Source organism: Chryseobacterium sp. C2(2020) (genome assembly GCF_014218915.1).
Taxonomy (GTDB): Bacteria; Bacteroidota; Bacteroidia; order Flavobacteriales; family Weeksellaceae; genus Chryseobacterium; species Chryseobacterium mucoviscidosis.
Genome location: NZ_JACLCT010000055.1, coordinates 1 through 20,437 on the forward strand (window position 1 = coordinate 1; position 20,437 = coordinate 20,437).

Here is a 20,437-nt window from a genome sequence, read left to right on the forward strand (position 1 = left end):
TTTAGTATTTGTTCAATTCTAAAATATTAATTTTAGACATTAAGCACCTCATGTTTTTCTCCGAATTCACGTTAAATAATATTCAATCCTTGTTATTAATCAGAAATTTAAAATTTATCAAGCATTCATAATCTATTAAATACTATCCCATAAAATACATAACCCCAAACAAACCAGCACAAAACAATCAAAAAACCCATTAATAAAGCATTATAAATTATATATCAATTAAAATATTTCATTATTTAAAGAAAAAATTTTACTTTTAATCAGAATTTTTAACAAATATCATGATGGTCAGAATTTTCCTTGTGGATGACGATCCCTTCTTCGGAGAAATGCTTAAATATCATCTTCAGCTTAATCCTGATTATGAAGTTTTTCTTTACAGTTCCGGCAAAGAATGCCTTTCCGAGCTTTACCGGAATCCTGACATCATCTGTATAGACTTTGGTTTACCGGATATTCAGGGAGACGATCTTTTTAAACAGATCAAAACACTCTATCCGGATCTGCCGATCATTGTAATCAGCGGTCAGGAAAACATTTCCGTTGCCATTGATTTTCTGAAGCAGGGCGCAAAAGATTACATCGTAAAAAACGAACACACCAAAGAACTTCTGTGGAACTCCATTATCCGTCTGAGAGAAAACATCTCGCTAAAACAGGAAGTGGAAGAACTGAAAGATGAACTCGAAAAAAAATACAGTTTTGAGAAAACAATCATCGGACAGAGCGATTCCATCAAAAACATATTTTCAAAGATCAATAAAGCACTGAAATCCAACATCAACGTTTCTGTAACCGGAGAAACAGGAACCGGAAAAGAAGTTGTGGCAAGAGCAATACATTATCATTCTTCCAGAAAAAACAAACCTTTTGTTGCCGTAAATATGGCAGCAATTCCTAAAGATCTGGTGGAAAGTGAATTTTTTGGTCATGAAAAAGGAGCATTTACAGGAGCAACAGATAAATCGGTCGGGAAATTTGAACAGGCAAACGGAGGAACTATTTTTCTGGATGAGATCGCAGAACTGGATCTCAACCTTCAAAGCAAGCTTCTCCGCGCGCTGCAGGAAAGAGAAATTACAAGAGTCGGCGGAACCCAGAAAATAAAACTGGACGTAAGACTCATTATTGCGACCCACAAAAATCTCGCAAATGAAGTAAAAAAAGGAAACTTCAGAGAAGATCTCTATTACAGGGTTATCGGTCTTCCGATAGAACTACCTCCGTTAAGAGAAAGAGATCAGGACACTTTAATTCTTGCCAAACATTTTATAGATCTTTTTGCCAAAGAAAACAAAATCAAACCTCTGGTTTTGGCTTCCGATGCGCGAAAAAAACTCATGAAATACAGCTTTCCGGGAAATATACGAGAGCTGAAATCCGTTATCGATCTTGCCTGCGTAATGGCAGAAAGCAACGAAATAACTGCGGATGACATTAGCTTTTACAGCCTTGAAAAAGAATCTGAAAATTTTCTTTCTGAGCAAAAAACGCTTAAACAATACACGACAGATATTATCCTTCACTTCCTGAAAGAGAACAATAATGACGTCATTAAAACAGCTAAAATATTAGACATCGGAAAATCTACCGTCTATAATCTTATCAACAGTACAGACCTTAAAAAAACTAAATAATACATGAAAGTCGCTAAACTACTTTTTGCTGACGGGATATGGAAATCTGAAAGAAACAATGAAAATCTGGACTATAATAAAGCTCAGCTTGTTTTAGGATATGGCAGCCGGAATATCCTTGAAAACTCTGATTTTTTTGAGGTAATTAAAACAAAATTTCCCAACGCGGAAATTGCCCTGTCTTCATCATCAGGAGAAATTTTCTGCAATGAAGTTTTTGATGAAACCGTAACAGTTACCGCCATTGAATTCTCTTCTTCCTATATAAAAACACAGCAGATTGACATTAATGATTTTCAGAACAGTTATGAAGCTGGTAAAACTCTTATTGATAAACTCTGTCACGAAAATCTAAAGTGGGTATTCGTACTGTCGGACGGAAGTAAAGTAAATGGAAGCCAACTCGTAAAAGGACTCAATGAAGGACGTCCCGAAGGAGTTTTAATTTCCGGCGGATTGGCGGGTGACGGAGATCGTTTTGAGAAAACCGTTGTAGGGCTTAACAAAACGCCTGTCTGCAATAAAATCGTTGCCATCGGTTTTTATGGTGAAAAACTGGAACTCGCTCATGCCTCATTCGGAGGATGGGAAAGTTTCGGACTGGAAAGAACCGTTACCAAATCCCAGAACAATATTCTCGTAGAAATAGACAATAAAAATGCTTTAGATCTTTACAAGAGTTATCTGGGAAAATATGCAGAAGAACTTCCCAGTTCTGCCCTGCTCTTTCCGCTATCCTTAAAAATTGATGAAGATTCTGCTCCCGTAGTAAGAACCATTCTTTCAATTAATGAAAAAAACAACATGATGATCTTTGCGGGAGATTTGCCGGAAGGAAGCCATGTAAGATTTATGAAAGCTAACCTGGATCGCCTTATAGATGCGGCAAATGATGCAGCAAATGCCTGCCTTGAAATGAGCCCCGATCCTAAACTGGGAATTATTGTGAGCTGTGTAGGAAGAAAAATGGTTCTAGGAGAAAGAGTTGCCGAAGAAGTAGAAATCGTAAGAGATATTTTTGGCAAAAAAGCACTTATCAACGGTTTTTATTCCTACGGAGAAATTTCGCCCGCCAAATCTTTTGGAGATTGCGCACTGCATAACCAAACCATTACCATTACCACTGTAAATGAAACCGAATAACTATGGAAACCGAACTGCATAACATCCTTAACAGACAGATCAAAAAATATCTTACGGAAGATTGTAAAAAACATCCGCAGTTTAACAATTTCATTAACGCAGTTAACGATTCCTACAAATCTTTTGAAAGAGATAAAGAACTTACCGATCATGCTTTCAGGCAGAGCGAAAAAGAATACAAAGAGTTGTTTAACGATCTGAAAAAAGAAAATGAACTCAAGCAGGAATCTATTTCGAGCCTTTATGAATCATTAAGTTTATTAGATTCCGCTTTTGATACCAAAAAAAATAAAGACCTTAAAGAACTTTCCTTATACCTCGCCGAACAGCTTAAAGAAAGAAAAAGAGCGCAGGACAATATAAAACGGCAGGAAGAAAAATACCGTAACATTATCGCGAATATGAATCTCGGACTTATTGAGGTAGATAATGACGAGATTGTACGGTACGCCAATCAGAGTTTCTGCAACGTTTCGGGTTTTGAACTGGACGAAATCATTGGTAAAAATCCTTCACAGCTTTTCGTACAGGGAGAAGCCAATCAGGAATTTATCCAGGAACAGATAGAACTAAGAGAAAAAGGAATTTCCAGCGTTTATCAGCTCCCGATAAAAAATAAAAGAGGCGAACTGAGATGGTGGGCAATCAGCGGTGCGCCCAACTATGACGATCACGGAAATCTTTTAGGTTCCATAGGAATTCATCTCGACATTACAGACCAAAAAAGACTGGAAGAAGACCTTAAACAGGAAAAATCCAAAGCTATTGAAGCCTCTAAAGCAAAAGAAGTCTTTTTAGCCAATATGAGTCATGAGATACGAACACCGCTGAATGCGATCATAGGTTTCCTCAGAGAACTTAAAAGACTGGATCTTACAACAACACAAAATCAGTTTGTGGAGAATAGTTTTAACGCGGCGCAGCATCTTTTATCAATCATCAATAATATTCTGGATATTTCCAAAATAGAATCCGGCGAAATGTCTTTGGATAATACTGTTTTCTCGCTTAAAGAATGCATCAGCGACATCATCAGTATTCTTCAGCCAAAAGCAAGGCAGAAAAAAATACTGTTGAAAGCCAGATTTTCAGATGATCTTTTCTCTGCATTTAAGGCCGATGCGCTCAAGATAAAACAGATCTTGTACAACATCATCGGAAACTCTCTTAAATTTACGAACGTTGGCGAAATATGTTTAGAATGTAAAGTCATAAAAGATTTTTCAAATCATCAGAAACTTGAAATCTGCATTACCGATACCGGAATCGGGATGAGCGAAGAATATGTAAAGCAGATCTTCAAAAAATTCAATCAGGAAGACAGCTCTATTTCAAGGAAATATGGCGGAACAGGTCTTGGTATGGCAATTACACGCGAACTGATCCACCTCATGAAAGGTGAAATAAAGATTAAAAGCAAAAAAAATGTAGGAACAGAGATCAGTATCTTTCTGGATATGAACAAAAGCATAGAAAAATCAGAATCCAAAAATATTGAAGTAAAAGAGCACATTTCCATCGAAGGAACGCGTGTTTTACTTGTCGAAGACAACGAACTCAATCAGTTGGTTGCAGAAAATTCTCTTACCCATTTCGGGTGCGAAGTCATAAAGGCAGACAACGGAAAAATGGCAGTAGACATTCTTTCAAAACAGCAGTTTGATATTATTTTAATGGATATTCAGATGCCTGAACTGGACGGAATAGAAGCAACTAAAATTTTAAGACAGGAATTCAGACTCGGCACTCCTATCATTGCGCTTACCGCCAATGCATTCAAAACAGAAATAGACAACTGCATTGCTGCAGGAATGAACAGCTACATCACCAAACCTTTTGACGAGGACGAACTGCTGAAAATTATTTATAAAAACATAAAAATGCAAAGTAACCTGGAAATCAACAATTCTGAAGAAGAAAAAATTCTTTATGACCTCAGAAACATTCAGGCATTAAGCCGTGGAAATGATGATTTTATTCAAAAAATGCTTTCCATATTCATCACGCAGACACAGGAAACCATTCCGATGGTGGAAAAAGCTTTTGAAGAGAAAAATTATGCCGAAATAGCACGCCTCATTCACAGAATAAAACCAAGTATTGAAGGTGTGGGAATCTACTCCATCAAAGAAACCGTAAAGGATCTGGAAGTAAAATCCAAAGAGCAGCAGGCCGATTTTCCCGAACTGTACACTATGTTTCTGGAAGTGAAAGAAACACTCTTCACCGCTATAAACCAACTGGAAAGGGAAATTAAATAAAAACATTCCAAAATAAAGAGATTTTCCATATTTTGGAATTTAAAAAATAATTAAAACACTGATTTTCAAATATTTAATTAAAGGCACAGTAATCGCCCTATTGTTTTCAAATAAAAAAGATGGAAACAAATAACAAAAATTTAAAGTTTTTTATTGTAGATGACGACAGATTTTGCGCCACCGTGTATGAACAGTATCTGAAAAACAATCATTATGAAAATATTATCTCATTCAGCAGCGGAGAAGAATGTCTGGATGAACTACACCAGAAACCCGATATCATTTTCCTCGATCACAATATGGAAGATCTTAACGGTTTCGAGGTTTTAAAAAAGATAAAAAGATACGATCCGAACATTTACGTTATCATGGTTTCTGCACAGGAAAATATAGACACTGCGGTAAATGCCCTGAAATACGGAGCTTTCGACTATATTGTAAAAGATGCCAATGTTTGCGAAAGAATGACGGATACCATAGAAAAAATAGTAAAAATTAAAGAAGAAATGTCTCAGAACCAACGAAAAGGTTTTAGAAAATTCTTTTCCGTTTTATTTTAAATCTTATGTTAAAAAAACTCATACTCTCATTCTTTTTCCTGATGCTTCTGGTATCCTGTAAAACCTACAACGTACTTGAAGAGGAACAGGCAAGCCGAAATATGCAGGATTTCAGCTATGATCCCAACTACGAATACAGAATCCGTAAAGACGACAAAATTACGCTTTCCGTTTGGGGACAGGATGATCTGAGTGTGGGTTCTGTATACGGCATTTACAACTCCAATGAAGTATACGGAAAATGGCTTCTGGTAGACATCAACGGAAATATAGAAATTCCAAAATTGGGAACGACTCCCGTTGTGGGAAAAACTCTTCCCGAATTAAAGGAAGAAATAAAAACAAAGCTTAAAAAATGGCTTGTAAATCCTATCGTGGATGTAAAAGTGCTGAATAAAGAAATTGCAGTGATGGGCGAAGTGAGAAATCCGGCGGTAATTCAGGTAGATAAAGACCAGAATACTTTACTGGAGCTGGTTTCCAAAGCAGGAGGATTTGAAATGTATGCCAATCTAAAATCTATTAAAATACTGAGACAGGAAGGCGAAAACGTTCGCGTTACCAATATTGATCTTACCAAGATGAAAGATGTTCCGAACCAGAATATCCTTCTTCATCCCGGAGATTACATCATTGTTCCTTCCAAGAAAAGCAAAGATTTCGATAAGAGAATTTCCACTATTATTCCTTTTGCAACCGTTACTTCCGCCGCCGCGATTCTGATAGGATTATTATAAAATTTGATGACCATGAACAACGAGAATGTAAGATTTCTGAAACCGCTGTTACGAGGATTTCCTATCGTCGTTCTTGCCATGATTATTGCGGTTTTGGCAGCAAAAAAATACCTCAACTATGTAACGCCGATGTACGAAAGCACAGCAAAACTGAAGCTTGCGGATACACAGGAAGGCGTTCCGAGCGCGAATCTCTTCAAAGATTTCGATGTTTTTGCCACGCCCAACAAAATAAGCACAGAAATAGAAGTTCTGAAATCGACATCATTAATTGAAAAAACACTGGAAAAACTCCCCTTTTCCACCGAAATTTACAGAAAAGGAAAAGTACGCTCCGTAGAATTGTTCAACGATTCTCCGATAAAAGTGGAAAGCATTCTCTCCGATGAAAAAAATTACGATAAAAAATTTATTATTAATGTAAATTCAAATCAGAATTTTACAATAAATTCAGATTCTGCCAAAGAAATAAAAGGAACTTTCGGAGTTCCTACAACCATTAAAGGAGGAAAAATTCTCATTACCAGAAACGACAGCTATCTTAAGTCAAAACCCGGTGCAAAAATTGTCGATCAATATGAAGTTGAATTCCTGAGCAGAGAAAAACTTCTGGATAAAGTAAATAAAAACCTTGATATTGTTTCCGTGGACAAAGATGTTCCCGTTATCAGAATCAATTACAAAAGCAATGTTCCTGAAAAAGCAAGTCTTCTCGTAAATACCCTTGCTGAGACTTATATTCAGGATTATATTGAAAATAAATACCGCGCTGCCAATACGACGGTTGACTTTCTGAAAAATGAAATCGGACAGGCAAACAATAAGCTTTCCGGTGCAGAAAACCGTATAGAAAATTACCGAAACAAAGAAAACATCATCAATATTCCGCAGGAAACAGAAACCGATCTGAGAAAAATTTCCCAGCTTAAAATTCAGAAAAGCAATCTGAAAATGAATCTGGATGCGATAAAAAATCTCAACAACTATATTTCCGAAGGAAAAGACAACTATCTTGATCTTGCACCGAATTTTGAAGCATTCAACGACCTCCTTTCAACCGAAATGGTGAAGAATATGAAACTGCTTCAGGCAGAAAAAAAGGAACTGCTCTTAACCTACACTCCGGAACATGAAAAAGTAAAGGTTATTGATTCTAAAATTAAAGATCTTACCGATTACCAAACCGAAAGCATTAAAAACACCCAGAAAAATTTACAGATCAAATATAACGATATCGACCGCGACATTCAGATTGCAGAACAGGCTTTTATCGGGCTTCCCGAGAAAGAAAAACTGCTGAATATCATGAATCGTGAGTTCAATCTTTACGAAAAGAATTATAATTTCCTGAACGAAAAAAGAATAGACGCAGAAATTGCAAAAGCGGCAAAAATTTCTTTTCATAAAATTATTACAAGAGGAGAACTGCCGAAACAGCCGGTTTCGCCGATGCGATCCATCATCATTATTGTTGCAGCTATTATGAGCATGATCGGTTCTATTGCCCTCATCTACGCCGTACATTTTGCAAAAGCCAAAGTGAATGATGTGTATACCATCGAAAAAAACAGTACCATTCCTGTTGCATTCACCACCCCTTTCATTAAAAGCAGGGAAAAAACAATGCATCATTTCCTCGAAAATGTTCTGGAAATGGAGCTTAAAGAAATCATTAAAGATAAAAACCTCATCTGCATCACGTCTTATGATAAATCGAAACAACATAGGTTTCATTCAAAAAATATCATAAAAGCTTTGCAGGCGCAATCCAGAAAAGTATTGGTTATTGATGTGGCAGGAAATTTAGAAAATATTGAAAACATCGATTATATCGATTTTTCAGAAGAAAAAAACTTAAGATTAACTTCCACGGATATTGAAAATCTGATCCGTGAAAAAATGACAGGAAATGATCTCTGCATCATCAACAATCAGTCGATAAAACAAGGCAAACTTCCTCTATTATTCCTGAAAATGGCAGATGAAAATCTGTTTGTTCTAGACAGCCGGAAAACAGCCGAAAAAACCATTATGAACGTAGAACTTCTGAAGGATGAATACAAACTGACGAACCTTTGGTTTGTGCTGAATAAAGAAGGCTATAACCCGAGTTTAATGACCTCTATTAAAAGTTTTATAAACAGAAAAAGATCGTGAAAAAGCTTACAGAAATATTTCGCAGACCTACATCTCTGGTTTTCGCAGACCAATTGATTTTCAGCGGAACAAATTTTCTTCTGACGTTTTTACTTGCCCGAAAACTGAACATTTCAGATTTTGGTCTCTTCTCATCTGTGCTTTTGGTGACGTATCTTTTGGTAGGCATCTGCAACGCCATTGTAGTACAGCCTTTCCAGATTCTGGCAGCCAAAGAATTCACTAAAAAATCGCTGGGCTTTGTTTTTCAGGCTTCAGTAGTTTTAATAATGATTTTCTCTGCCTTACTGTTGATGGCTAAATTCCTGCCCGTTTCTGCACTGGCGTTTTTTAAAGATAATCTATTGGCGATCATCGCTTTTGCGGCAGCCTACGTTTTTCAGGATTTCCTGAGAAAAGTTCTGCTAACGATAGACCGCATACAATTGGTGCTTTTTATCGACAGTATCTTCCTTCTTGTTTTTCCTTTAATCTGGTTTGAAAACAGTCTTGATTTAGGAAAAAGTCTTCTGATCATTGCTATCGTAAACGCCATTGCTTCCCTTCCCGGAGTTTGGTATTGTGTGAAAAATGCAGAATTCAGTTTGAAAAATGCTACCCTTTTTCATTATCATGTTACAGAAGGAAAGTGGCTTTTGAGCGCTTCTATAGTTCAATGGTTTTCCAGTAATTTCTTCACGCTCGTTGCCGGAATTTACTTAGGAGTTAATGCTTTAGGAGCATTAAGGCTGGTTCAGTCGTTTTTCGGGGTTATTAATGTCATTCTTCAGACCGTTGAAAATTATTACCTTCCGAAAACAGCCCAGCTTCATTATCAGGATAAAAAAGAAGAAAAAAAATCATTGCTTTTCAGTATGTCGAAAGGAATGATGGCTTTAGGAATCTTAATCATCGGTTTCTTTATTTTTTCGGAACCTTTAATTACGTTATTGGGCGGAGAACAATATAAGCAGTATGGTTTTGTGATTAAACTGGTTTCAGTTTTATATATCGTGATTTTGTACAGCTATCCTACCCGACTTTCCATCAGAGTTTTAGAACAGAATAAAGCTTTTTTTATAGGATACTGCATTTCGTTTGTATTTTCATTACTCAGTTTTCATTTTTTACTGAAATACGGAGCACTTTACGGCGCAGTTGCTGGTCTTGTGATCAACCAGATTCTAATGATCGTGTACTGGAAAATTTTACTTAACAGAAAACAGATTTCGGTATGGGCATAGTACATTTGATATTGGGAAAAGCAAATCCTGAAAAAATGAACGGCGTAAATAAAGTCGTGTACAATATAGCGACCAAACAGGCTGAAAACAGGCAGGATGTAGAAGTTTGGGGAATTTCCGAAAATACAGAGATCAATTACCCCGAAAGAAACTTTAAAACGAAGATTTTTAAACGGAAAAAAAATCCTTTTTCCATTCCTGAAGATCTTCAGAAAGAAATTATAAACAGCAGCGGATCTACGGTTTTTCACCTTCACGGCGGATGGATTCCTGTATTTTCGTCTTTAAGCAGATTTTTGCGGAAACACAAATTCAATTATATAATTACGCCCCACGGTGCGTACAACGCGGTCGCAATGCAGAAAAGCATGATTACCAAAAAGCTTTACTTCGAGTTATTTGAAAAAGCGGTCATCAAAAATGCTGCAAAAATTCATTGCATTGGCGAAAGCGAAATGGAAGGTTTACAGTCGATTTATCCAACCCCAAAAGGCACTTTAATTCCATACGGTTTTGAAAGAGTAAAAGAAGACTTTTCTTTCAGTTCCCAAAAGGAAAGTCTGATTTTCGGATTTGTTGGACGGCTGGATATGTACACAAAAGGTCTGGATCTGCTTGTGGAAAGTTTTGCTGAATTTTCTAAAGCGGATCCTTATTCTGAATTGTGGATTGTGGGCGACAGCGACGAAAAAGCGAAGCTGCACCAAAAGATAAAAGCATTGGGAATTGAGGATAAAACAATCCTTTTCGGAAGTAAATTTGGCGAAGAAAAAAACAATCTCCTGAAAAAGATGGACGTTTTTGTGCATCCCTCAAGAAACGAAGGATTGCCGGTTTCCGTAATCGAAGCCGCAAATTTCGGGAAACCCTGTATTGTTACCAAAAACACCAACATTGGCTATCTTGTTGAACAATACAATGCGGGAATCAATATTCCGTCGCCTCAGACAGCACTCCTTACCAAAGCATTTTTCGATATTTCCAAAATCTGGAAAGACCGGCAGAATTATGAAAAGATCTGCGGAAATGCGGTAAAAATGGTAGAAGAAGCGTTTGACTGGAACAACATTCTTGATGAAATGAATACCAAACTCTACAACTGCTGAAATGGAAACGCTACCTCTTCATCATCAGCTATTTCTTAAAAAGCTCAACAACCAGCTGTTTATCATTCTGCTGCTTATGGTGGCGTGTTTTTTTACGTGGAGTGAAAATGTAAACATTACACGAGCCATCAAGGTTGTTGGAAGAATGGGCGTGATGATCTCGTCTATTCTCATTTATTTTAAAATCATAAGGTACGGAAGCATTAATTCTTTAGAATACAAAAACATATTTTCGCCGATTTTATACATCTGCTATTTAATTTTAGGCTTTATATCATTTTCCTGGAGTACCAATCCGGGATTCAGTGCTTTGCAGTGGTTCATGACCTTCCAAAGCTTTGTTTTTGCTTATTTTTTCGTAAAAAGTCTGAAAATCTTAGACGTTTATTTCGAAGGTCACAACATCAGACTCTACCATCTTCTGGGAAATACCGTTTTCGTTCTGCAACTGGTTTTCGTGATCGGGATGTGGGTAGCTCCGGATATATTTTTCCGGCTTACAGACGGTGGTGAAGAAGCCAGACTGGGAGGAACAATGATGAACCCGAATGAACTCGGAATGCTTGCCGGAGTGGGTTCTGCATGTCTTATTTTTGATCTGTACCGCTTTAAAAAGAAAGTCTGGACGATCATAAAAATCCTTGTCATTTTGTATGCTTTATTCATGACCGGATCACGATCTTCGCTGATCGGATTTTTGCTGATCGTGTTCTTCCACATCAACCAGACCAAAAAGAAAACCCTGAAATTTGCCATTATTGCGCTTGTTGCCATGGTTGCACCTTTCGCAGTATACAGCGTTATTCTGAAAGGCGGCGATCAGGAAAGGCTGGAAGAGATCATGAGTCTTACGGGAAGACTTCCGTTTTGGCAGGCTTTAATTACGGAAGGTTTACCCAGAGAACCGCTTTTAGGCTTTGGCTTTATGAGGATCGATTATAAAGAGTTTTTCCAGAGCGCCCATACGTATCCGGGAAAAATGACGCACAATACTTTTATGCAGGTTCTCATGAATCTTGGATTCATCGGGTTTACCATTGTTCTTTTTCAGGTATTTTTTTACCGTAAAATCCATACTGTCTGAACAGAAGGAACTGAAACTGATGCTCATCGGGATTCTTATTCCTATCGTGATCAATTCCTTTACAGAATTTGGAATTTTCGGGGAAAGTAATTATGGGATCATGTTCTATCAGATCATTATATTTTCCATTGCTTTCCGCAACAACAATCATCTTACAAGGTTGCAGAAAATCATTCTTAAGAAAAAAAGACCGGAGTTACTGCCGGACTAAATTTCCACAGAACAGTATTTTTTCCATATTTTGGAATTTAAATTCAATTAAAAAATCCATAACTAACTAATTATCAGTATTTTAATTTTTTGGCAGATATTTTTATACTATTTTGGTATATCAATAATCATCATGAAAACATTATTTAGAAATACAGGGTACAAATTGTTTACAAAACAGGAAGAGAACAGCAAGAAAATCTCTTTTTCGTATATCAAAAATCCTGACGGAACAGTAAGGTGGTTTTGGAACTCAGATTCCGGAAAGCCTTTATTTCTAAAATTTTACAATGCAGCCACACCGAAAGCAAAACTTTTCGAAGTATTGGTGAAGACGGTTTTTGCGCTTCGTTTGCAGAAAATTGTTTTCAAAAAAGAAGTTCTTTATTATGTAAAAGATAATCAGCCGGTTTTTAATATCGAAAATGACTGGGCAATTTTTACAGGAACAGTAGGACCAAACAATAAGGCACTTCTGTTCAGCGGAGGATATTTTTACAAGATCGCGGAAACAGATTCTGCCAAAAAACTGATTGCCACAGAAAGTAAAAACCTTAGAAAAATTATTTCTGGCAATGTATTGCAGGTTCCGGAAGCTTCCATGATTAATAAAAACATTCTTAAATTATCTGATATTTCAAAAGGCGGAATGCGTGAAAATTATTTTACGAAAATTCATGCGGAAGCTTTGAAAATGATTTCCGTACATCATGAAAGAAGCGTGAAAATCTCGGAATGGAAGTATTTTCAAAGTGTAAAAGAACAGTTTTTAAACATTGAAGATGAGAGAATTCCGAAAAACATCCTCCGAAAGATAAAAGCAATCCTGAGACACACCAACGAAGACGAAAACATCGATGTTGCCTTTTCGCACGGAGATTTTACCTCCTGGAACTGTTATGTAAAAAATGAAAAGCTTGCTGTTTACGACTGGGAACTGTCTTCCACAGAAAAACCGAAAGCGTTCGATTTCTTTCATTTTATTATCCAGAACGGAATTTTGATTCAGAGAAAAAGCTGGAAAGAAATTTATACAGAAATTGAAGAGAAAAATAAAATTACCTTCCGGTTCAGTGATACGGAACTTCAGAAATATTTAAAATTTTATCTTCTGACGAACACATTGTCTTACCTTACCATTTATGCGGCACAGGAAGAATGGCATCTTCAGATTCACTGGCTGTTACAAACATGGAATGAAGCTTTAAATATCATTCTTAAAGACTACTCTACCGAAAGAGAACTCGTAATTTTAGATGCTTTCGATGCACTTTACCATACCGATTATGCGGCTTTGAAATTTCACAACGAAGAACCGGAAAAGCTGAAGCTGAATTCTGATATTGATCTGATTATTTCTTCTGAAAACGCGCAAAAATTAGTCAGTTATTTATCCGGACACAGTCTCGTACAGAAAGTTTCAACGGTGAAAAAATCTTTTATGCAGACGGTAAGAATCGTTACGCTTCAAAACGAAATTCTTAATCTAGATCTTATTCATCAGGTAAAATGGAAGCATATACAGATCATGGAGGTTTCAAAAATCATTGAAAACAGAAGAAAAAACAGATTTGGCGTTTATAAAGTTTCAGAAAAAGACACTGCCCGATTTATTGATCTGTTTTACAGCCTGAACGATGCAGAAATTCCTGAAATGTATGAGAAATTTGTTTCGGAACATTTAAAATCAAACAAAATAACCGACAGAGAACTCACGATTAAAACACTGAAAATGAAGTATTACAATAAAGGATTCAGTTATTTTAAAAATATTGTTCATTATTTAAAAGATTCGTTTGCAGAAAAAGGATTCATCATCACATTCAGCGGTGTAGACGGCGCCGGAAAATCTACCGTGATCTCGGAAGTTTCCGAACTTATTGAAAAACGTTACAGAAGACCTGTAAAAGTTCTGAGACACAGACCTTCCCTGCTTCCCATCCTGAGTGTATGGACAAAAGGAAAGGAAAAAGCACATGAGGACGCGGTAAATTCTTTACCCAGACAGGGAAACAACAAAAACTCCCTTTCTTCCTTATTGAGATTCGGATATTATTATACAGATTATATTTTAGGACAGTTTGTTATTTACACAAAATATGTTTTGAGGGGAAAAATAGTTTTATACGACAGGTATTATTTCGATTTTATTGCCGATGCAAGAAGAAGCAACATTCAGCTTCCGAAATCCGTAACGGAGACAGGATATCATTTCCTGATGAAGCCGGAATTCAACTTCTTCCTGTACGCCGCGCCTGAAAAAATACTTAGCAGAAAAAAAGAACTTTCGTATCACTCGATTTGCGACCTTACTTCAGAATACAGTTCCCTTTTCTCTAAACTGGAAAGAAAAAACCAGAGAGTGAAGTACTTAGCAATCGAAAATAATGATCTTGATGTGACATTAGGAACGATCATGAACACAATAATCACAGAGAGATGAAAAAGCTTGTCGTAAAAATCATAAAACTAAGAAGTCCCTACTTTACTATAGATGATGATCTGAACTCCGGAGCGGTTTTGCAGTTTATCTGGATCCAGCTCTGGAGCATCATCAGAGGTTTCAGGATGCTTCTCTCTTTCAGAAATCCCAAAGGAATGCTTTTGGGCAAAAGAGTAAGTTTCTTTAATGTTTCTAAAATAAAATGGGGAAAGTTTCTGCGTCTGGGAAATGATGTGTATGTTTCTGCCCTTGCAAAACACGGAATTGAATTTGGAGACAATGTATCAATAGGCGCTTTCAGCAGAGTAATTGTTTCCACCTCTTTTAACAATATCGGAGAAAAAATAAAAATAGGAAACAATGTCGGGATCGGAGAATTTGCTTATCTCGGCGGTTCCGGAGGTCTTGAAATCGGAGACGAATGCATTGTAGGACAATATCTGAGCTGTCACCCCGAAAATCATAATTATGAAGATCCTGAAACGTCAATCCGGCTTCAGGGCGTTAACAGAAAAGGAATAAAAATCGGGAAAAACTGCTGGATCGGAAGTAAAGTAACGATTCTGGACGGTGTGGAAATCGGAGACGGATGTATTCTGGCGGCAGGAAGTGTGATTACGAAATCTTTTCCGGACAACAGCATCATCGGCGGAATTCCCGCTAAACTTTTAAAAACAAGAACCCATGAAAACCAATCAGACGATACTCGCAACGTGCTACGCCATCAATCCGTATAAAGGATCGGAAGATGCGATGGGATGGAATTTTGTGTATCAGATCGCCAGATTCCGAAAAGTTTTTGTCGTAACGAGAGAAAACAATAAAACACATATCGAAAAATACATGAAGGAAAATCCCGATTCTTTATACGAGAACATGAATTTCCTTTATTTTGATCTTCCCTACTGGATGCGTTTCTGGAAAAAGGGAGGTCGCGGCGCACTTTTATATTATTATCTATGGCAACGAGGCATTGTTTCATTTGTAAAAAAACAGAAGGTGGATTTTGACATTGCCCACAATGTGAATTTTCATAACGACTGGACGCCAAGTTTTTTATGGAAATTAAAAAAGCCTTTGGTTTGGGGACCTGTAGGACATCACCCTCTCATTCCTAAACAATATCTGAAAGATTATTCCAAAAAATATTTCCTTAAAGACCGTTTAACATGGATGGTGAAAAACTTTTTCTGGAAACTTTCGCCTTCCCTGAAAAAAACAGTTCAGCATTCTAATCACATCTGGTGCATGAACAGCGGTGTTCCGGATAAACTTAAAGTTAAAAAAGATCAGTATTCGCTTTATCCTTCGGTTGCTTCGGAAGATTTTTATCAGAAAGATGAAGTGGCGGTAAAATCGGATTTTGCCATAATCAGCGTAGGAAGATTTGTTCCGTTAAAAGGTTTTGATCTCACGATTCGTTCATTCATTCAGTTTATCAGTGCGCTTTCAGCAGAAGAAAAAGCGAAATGTAAATTAATTTTGGTGGGAACCGGCGAACAAAAGCAGTTTTACAAAGATTTAATTCAGCAAAATAATGCTGAAAATTATATTGAAATTATTGAATGGATCGACCGCAGAGAACTGATGAAAATGTATGAAAAAGCTTCTGTTTTTCTTTTTCCCTCTCACGAAGGAGCAGGAATGGTGGTTCCGGAAGCACTTTCTTTCGGACTTCCGGTTGTCTGTCTTCAAAATGAAGGTCCCGGAGAATTTATTACCGAAAAATGCGGTTTTACTGTTCCACAGCAGGAATATGATCAAACGGTAACGGAATTGAGTGATTCTTTGATGAAGTTATTTTCAGACAAAGATCTTCAGCACAAAATGAGCATTGAAGCCAGAAAGCATTATCTCGACCGATTTTCCTGGGAAAAAAGAGGCGATCATCTCAATACAATCTATAACCAAATTTAGCCATGAAAAGAATTGTCTCTGTTCATCTTCTGAATGATTACAGCGGAAGCCCGAAAGTTCTGATGCAGCTTCTGAAATCCTGGACAAAAAACGGGATGGATGCGCATCTTTTTACTTCAGGCGGAAGAAAGGGTTTTTTGTCTGATATTCCCAAGGTTAAAAATCATCTGTTCTGGTATCGCTTTTCGTCCAATGCGCTAGTAAGAATTGTTAATTTCTTTCTGAGTCAGTTTTTCCTGATGATTAAATTGCTCTTTTTCCTGAAAAAAAGTGATCTGGTTTACATCAACACGGTTTTGCCTTTCGGGGCGGCAATTGCAGGAAAGCTGAGAGGCTGTAAGATTATTTATCATATCCACGAAACTTCGGTAAAGCCGAAATTATTTAAAAATTTTCTTTTCGGAACAGCAAAAATGACTGCCGATAAAATTGTTTTTGTTTCGGAATATCTTCTGAAACAGGAATCTTTAATTAACAATCAGAAATTGTTGTACAATGTTCTGGAAAGCGATTTTGCCGAGAAAGCAGACCGTTTCCGAAATGTGGAAAAAGAAATTCCTGTGGTTTTAATGATCTGTTCTTTAAAAGTTTACAAAGGAGTGGACGAATTTCTGGAATTAGCCAAAAAAAATCCTTCTTACATTTTCAAACTTGTGGTGAATGCGACGGAAAAGGAAATTCAGGAGTATTTTAAAGGCAGAGAAATTCCGAAGCAGCTTATTATTTATCCTACCCAAACGGATACGCATCCTTTTTATCAGGAAGCCAGCGTGATTCTTAATCTGTCTCATCCTGATCTTTGGGTGGAAACATTCGGACTTACGATTCTGGAAGGAATGCGTTACGGCTTACCTGCGATCGTCGCGCCTTTAGGAGGCGTTACAGAACTGGTTGAAGATAATAAAAACGGTTTTTTAATCGATTCTAAACACACAAATGAACTTTCTGAAAAATTAAACTACATTTTGAACGATCCATCGGTCTACAAATCCTTCAGCGAGGCTTCTTACGAGAAAAGTCTTCTGTTTTCCGAGGCGTATTTTGAGAGAAAATCTCTGGATATAATTTCCAATTTATAATCCATTTTCCAGATTATGGAAATCCGGCACGCTTTCAATAAGTTATAATTAACACATTTTCATTACGTTACATTATTTTACACAATTTGGAACACAAATGGTCATAATATGTTAAAATAAAATAATTATGAAGACAAAAGTAGCAATTATAGGAACGGTAGGTCTGCCTGCGAAATACGGAGGCTTCGAAACCTTAACGGCTCATCTTGTGGAAGAACTTTCCGATACCTACGATTTTACGGTATATTGCTCTTCAAAAAAATACAGTAAGGAAGAGAGAATCGAAAGCTGGAAAGGGGCAAAACTGAAGTATCTTCCTTTAGATGCCAACGGAATCCAGAGTATTCCTTACGATACATGGTCTATTTTTCATGCTTTATTCCGAAGTGATGTTCTTCTGATTTTAGGCGTTGCCGGAGCGTGGCTTTTACCATTAGTTAAATTATTCACCAATAAAAGAATTATTATTTCCATCGACGGAATTGAATGGAAAAGAGACAAATGGTCTGTTCCTGCAAAATTATATCTTTGGTGGGCGGAAAAACTGGCGGTAAAGTTTTCTCATATTGATATTTCGGATAACGAATCTATTCAGGATTATACTTCTGTACGCTATAAAACAATAAGCCGTGTTATTGAATACGGAGCGGATCATACGAAAATAAACCGTGTTCCGTCTACTGAAAATCTTGAAAAATACCCTTTCCTGAATGAAGAATATGCGGTAAAAGTATGCAGAATTGAACCTGAAAATCATGTCCATACGATTTTAAAAGTATTCAGCACGCTTCCTGAGCGCAAGTTGGTTTTAGTCGGAAACTGGAAAAACAGCGAGTACGGAACAAATCTGAAAGAGCAGTATTCAGGATTTAAAAATATTCTCCTGCTCGATCCTATTTACGAACAGGAAACCATTGATCTGATCCGCGGAAATGCTTCTCTTTACATTCACGGGCATTCTGCGGGAGGAACCAATCCTTCGCTTGTGGAAGCGATGTTTTTAGGTCTGCCGATCATCAGCAACGGCGTTTCTTACAACAGAACGACAACCGAGAATCAGGCTTTTTATTTTTCGGATGAAAATGAGCTTAGAAGTATTCTGGAGGAGGTAAGCAAAGAAGATTTGGAACTCTGCGCCGGAACAATGAAGAAAATAGCGGAAAGAAGATATACCTGGAAAAGAATCGCAAAAAAATACAGTCAGCTTATCGAAGAAACCTTTACTATCAGCAAGAAAACCAATGTTATGCCCAGAATCTCTGAAATTGATGAGGCAATTCTGAAAAAGTACAATGTAGAGCATCTTAAGCACATCAAACTATTCAATAACTCTAAATAAACTGCTAAAAAACGAGGCTATGAAAAACTTTGTAGAACTTTCTATGTACGGAATTCTTGCATTCATCCTTTCGATGTGCGTCATTCCGCTCATGAGAATGATTGCCCAGAAAATTAAGCTGGTAGATGTTCCCAATGCAAGAAAAGTGCACCAGACTGCTATTCCGCTGATCGGAGGTCTTGTGATCGGGCTTGTTGTTTTTTTGCTTTTATGGATTTCTGATGACAAAAGCTGGAAAGATATTCTTCCGATCATCATTACTTCCTACATTATGCTTTTTGTGGGAACGCTGGATGATAAAACAGACATCAGAGCGATCTACAAGTTGGGAATCCAGATTTGTGTGAGCGTGATTATTGCTACTTCAGGCATCCGGATTACCACTCTTTACGGACTTTTCGGAATCCATGAAATGAATGTTTATTTTCAGTATATTCTTACGGTGCTTATTATTACAACGGCAGTAAATGCTTTTAATTTAATTGACGGAATTGACGGTTTGGCAGGAAGTGTTGCAGGTGTAGGTTTTGCTTTGTTTTTCGTTATTGCTTTAATTGAAGGACATTTCGGACTGGCAAGAATAGGACTGCTTTTCGTGGGAAGTATTGCTGCTTTTTTACGGTATAATTTTTCTTTGAAGAACAAAATTTTTCTGGGAAATTCGGGTTCTTTATTTTTGGGATATTTGTTGATCTGTCTGGGAATTTACATTACGAAATTCGACAGAGGTTCGGAAGAGTTTCCTTACGGTATTTTCTTTATCCTTTTTGTATTCACGATTCCTGTAATTGATTCTGTGAGAGTGTATGCGGATCGAATTTCGAGGGGAAAATCGCCATTCAAGGCGGATAAATCGCACATTCATCATCATCTTTTACAGTTGGGTCTGTCTCACAAAAGAATTACCTTAACTTTTGTTGTTCTGAATATCGTGACATTTATTGTTCAGTATGTGTTTTTCCCGAACTACTCTATTTATACAACGCTTATTTCATTCTTTGTCTTTATATTCATCTTTAAAATTATTAAAGTGCTGAATCTTTTCCTCACGTGGAAAAAGAATATTAAAGACATGGAAAATTCATAAAACCAAATTTTGATGTAAAAAATTATTATTTCGCCCTTATTTACCCTTAATAAAAAGAATACTCCGGACAGTAATTGTCCGGAGTATTTGTTTTTTATCTGCTTAAACTGATGTAAAGTTTAACTGTGTTGACTTATTAATTCAGCTTGAAAAAGAAAAATGCAACTGCCGCCCATTCTTTTTTAATTCCGCTTGCATAACCGATGGTGGAATGACTGCCGTTTTCTACCGTTCCGTTATCTTTAATATAACCAATGGTTGAGTGGCTGCTGTTTTCCACGGTTCCGTCCTTTTTTACGTAGCCTACTGTAGAACCGCTTTTGTTCTGTATGGTACCGTCACTTTTAATATACCCGATGGTAGAATGGCTGCTGTTTTCAATGGTTCCGTTGCTTGTAATATAACCTACTGTGGAATGGCTGCTGTTTTCAATGGTTCCGTTGCT

Annotated in this window: 17 protein-coding genes; 16 read left to right on the forward strand and 1 reads right to left on the reverse strand. The window is 37.0% G+C overall.

The genetic code is table 11. The features are described from left to right. The first annotated feature begins 290 nt into the window (after positions 1 to 290). From H6W52_RS19740 to H6W52_RS19810, 16 genes are all read left to right on the forward strand, one after another. Positions 291 to 1,646 carry a sigma-54-dependent transcriptional regulator gene (locus H6W52_RS19740; protein ID WP_116099966.1) on the forward strand — a complete coding sequence of 452 codons (1,356 nt, stop codon included), beginning with the start codon at positions 291 to 293 and terminating at the stop codon, positions 1,644 to 1,646. 3 nt (positions 1,647 to 1,649) lie between these two features. Next, entirely contained in the window at positions 1,650 to 2,789 is a 1,140-nt protein-coding gene (locus H6W52_RS19745) for an FIST signal transduction protein (RefSeq protein ID WP_116099965.1), read from the forward strand. 2 nt (positions 2,790 to 2,791) lie between these two features. Further along, entirely contained in the window at positions 2,792 to 5,050 is a 2,259-nt protein-coding gene (locus H6W52_RS19750) for a PAS domain-containing hybrid sensor histidine kinase/response regulator (protein WP_116099964.1), read from the forward strand. Positions 5,051 to 5,169: 119 nt separating this feature from the next. Then, the gene (locus H6W52_RS19755; RefSeq protein ID WP_087709744.1) at positions 5,170 to 5,610 is read left to right on the forward strand and encodes a response regulator; all 441 of its coding nucleotides are present in this window, start codon (positions 5,170 to 5,172) and stop codon (positions 5,608 to 5,610) included. Positions 5,611 to 5,615: 5 nt separating this feature from the next. Then, positions 5,616 to 6,347, forward strand: a complete 732-nt coding sequence (locus tag H6W52_RS19760; RefSeq protein WP_087709742.1) for a polysaccharide biosynthesis/export family protein — start codon at positions 5,616 to 5,618, stop codon at positions 6,345 to 6,347. 12 nt (positions 6,348 to 6,359) lie between these two features. Continuing rightward, the gene (locus H6W52_RS19765; RefSeq protein ID WP_185216907.1) at positions 6,360 to 8,504 is read left to right on the forward strand and encodes a GumC family protein; all 2,145 of its coding nucleotides are present in this window, start codon (positions 6,360 to 6,362) and stop codon (positions 8,502 to 8,504) included. Beyond that, a complete protein-coding gene (locus tag H6W52_RS19770) occupies positions 8,501 to 9,727 on the forward strand; it encodes a lipopolysaccharide biosynthesis protein (RefSeq protein ID WP_157967286.1) in 1,227 nt (408 codons plus the stop codon). The genes H6W52_RS19765 and H6W52_RS19770 overlap by 4 nt, the downstream gene beginning before the upstream one ends. Beyond that, a complete protein-coding gene (locus H6W52_RS19775) occupies positions 9,718 to 10,833 on the forward strand; it encodes a glycosyltransferase family 4 protein (RefSeq protein WP_116099961.1) in 1,116 nt (371 codons plus the stop codon). Before H6W52_RS19770 ends, H6W52_RS19775 begins: the two co-directional genes overlap by 10 nt. 1 nt (position 10,834) lies before the next feature. Next, the gene (locus tag H6W52_RS19780) at positions 10,835 to 11,917 is read left to right on the forward strand and encodes an O-antigen ligase family protein (RefSeq protein WP_228457609.1); all 1,083 of its coding nucleotides are present in this window, start codon (positions 10,835 to 10,837) and stop codon (positions 11,915 to 11,917) included. Between the two features lie 19 nt (positions 11,918 to 11,936). After that, positions 11,937 to 12,128 (forward strand): hypothetical protein, encoded by a 192-nt coding sequence (locus tag H6W52_RS21285; RefSeq protein ID WP_228457610.1) that lies wholly within the window; start codon positions 11,937 to 11,939, stop codon positions 12,126 to 12,128. A gap of 132 nt (positions 12,129 to 12,260) precedes the next feature. Then, positions 12,261 to 14,570, forward strand: coding sequence for a hypothetical protein (locus H6W52_RS19785; protein WP_116099959.1), 2,310 nt, complete (start codon positions 12,261 to 12,263; stop codon positions 14,568 to 14,570). Beyond that, complete coding sequence (locus tag H6W52_RS19790) at positions 14,567 to 15,307, forward strand: acyltransferase (protein WP_116099958.1); 741 nt, start codon at positions 14,567 to 14,569, stop codon at positions 15,305 to 15,307. The genes H6W52_RS19785 and H6W52_RS19790 overlap by 4 nt, the downstream gene beginning before the upstream one ends. Further along, a complete protein-coding gene (locus H6W52_RS19795; RefSeq protein WP_116099957.1) occupies positions 15,255 to 16,487 on the forward strand; it encodes a glycosyltransferase in 1,233 nt (410 codons plus the stop codon). The genes H6W52_RS19790 and H6W52_RS19795 overlap by 53 nt, the downstream gene beginning before the upstream one ends. 2 nt (positions 16,488 to 16,489) lie before the next feature. Continuing rightward, the gene (locus H6W52_RS19800) at positions 16,490 to 17,566 is read left to right on the forward strand and encodes a glycosyltransferase family 4 protein (protein WP_116099956.1); all 1,077 of its coding nucleotides are present in this window, start codon (positions 16,490 to 16,492) and stop codon (positions 17,564 to 17,566) included. 127 nt (positions 17,567 to 17,693) lie between these two features. Continuing rightward, a complete protein-coding gene (locus H6W52_RS19805) occupies positions 17,694 to 18,905 on the forward strand; it encodes a DUF1972 domain-containing protein (protein WP_185144445.1) in 1,212 nt (403 codons plus the stop codon). Positions 18,906 to 18,924: 19 nt separating this feature from the next. Then, entirely contained in the window at positions 18,925 to 19,992 is a 1,068-nt protein-coding gene (locus tag H6W52_RS19810) for a glycosyltransferase family 4 protein (protein ID WP_116099954.1), read from the forward strand. Between the two features lie 136 nt (positions 19,993 to 20,128). Here the strand turns inward: H6W52_RS19810 and H6W52_RS19815 are convergent. Then, on the reverse strand, positions 20,129 to 20,437 hold a 309-nt coding region (locus H6W52_RS19815), incomplete at its 5' end, for a 5-fold beta-flower protein (protein WP_185216909.1).

What these genes read in the sequence shown, in the direction of transcription:
- H6W52_RS19760 (WP_087709742.1), top strand. Translation starts at nt 5,616, where the DNA reads ATGTTAAAAAAACTCATACTCTCATTCTTTTTCCTGATGCTTCTGGTA.
- H6W52_RS19755 (WP_087709744.1), top strand. Translation starts at nt 5,170, where the DNA reads ATGGAAACAAATAACAAAAATTTAAAGTTTTTTATTGTAGATGACGAC.
- H6W52_RS19785 (WP_116099959.1), top strand. Translation starts at nt 12,261, where the DNA reads ATGAAAACATTATTTAGAAATACAGGGTACAAATTGTTTACAAAACAG.
- H6W52_RS19780 (WP_228457609.1), top strand. Translation starts at nt 10,835, where the DNA reads ATGGAAACGCTACCTCTTCATCATCAGCTATTTCTTAAAAAGCTCAAC.
- H6W52_RS19775 (WP_116099961.1), top strand. Translation starts at nt 9,718, where the DNA reads ATGGGCATAGTACATTTGATATTGGGAAAAGCAAATCCTGAAAAAATG.
- H6W52_RS19750 (WP_116099964.1), top strand. Translation starts at nt 2,792, where the DNA reads ATGGAAACCGAACTGCATAACATCCTTAACAGACAGATCAAAAAATAT.
- H6W52_RS19745 (WP_116099965.1), top strand. Translation starts at nt 1,650, where the DNA reads ATGAAAGTCGCTAAACTACTTTTTGCTGACGGGATATGGAAATCTGAA.
- H6W52_RS21285 (WP_228457610.1), top strand. Translation starts at nt 11,937, where the DNA reads ATGCTCATCGGGATTCTTATTCCTATCGTGATCAATTCCTTTACAGAA.
- H6W52_RS19810 (WP_116099954.1), top strand. Translation starts at nt 18,925, where the DNA reads ATGAAAAACTTTGTAGAACTTTCTATGTACGGAATTCTTGCATTCATC.
- H6W52_RS19790 (WP_116099958.1), top strand. Translation starts at nt 14,567, where the DNA reads ATGAAAAAGCTTGTCGTAAAAATCATAAAACTAAGAAGTCCCTACTTT.
- H6W52_RS19765 (WP_185216907.1), top strand. Translation starts at nt 6,360, where the DNA reads ATGAACAACGAGAATGTAAGATTTCTGAAACCGCTGTTACGAGGATTT.
- H6W52_RS19800 (WP_116099956.1), top strand. Translation starts at nt 16,490, where the DNA reads ATGAAAAGAATTGTCTCTGTTCATCTTCTGAATGATTACAGCGGAAGC.
- H6W52_RS19805 (WP_185144445.1), top strand. Translation starts at nt 17,694, where the DNA reads ATGAAGACAAAAGTAGCAATTATAGGAACGGTAGGTCTGCCTGCGAAA.
- H6W52_RS19795 (WP_116099957.1), top strand. Translation starts at nt 15,255, where the DNA reads ATGAAAACCAATCAGACGATACTCGCAACGTGCTACGCCATCAATCCG.
- H6W52_RS19740 (WP_116099966.1), top strand. Translation starts at nt 291, where the DNA reads ATGATGGTCAGAATTTTCCTTGTGGATGACGATCCCTTCTTCGGAGAA.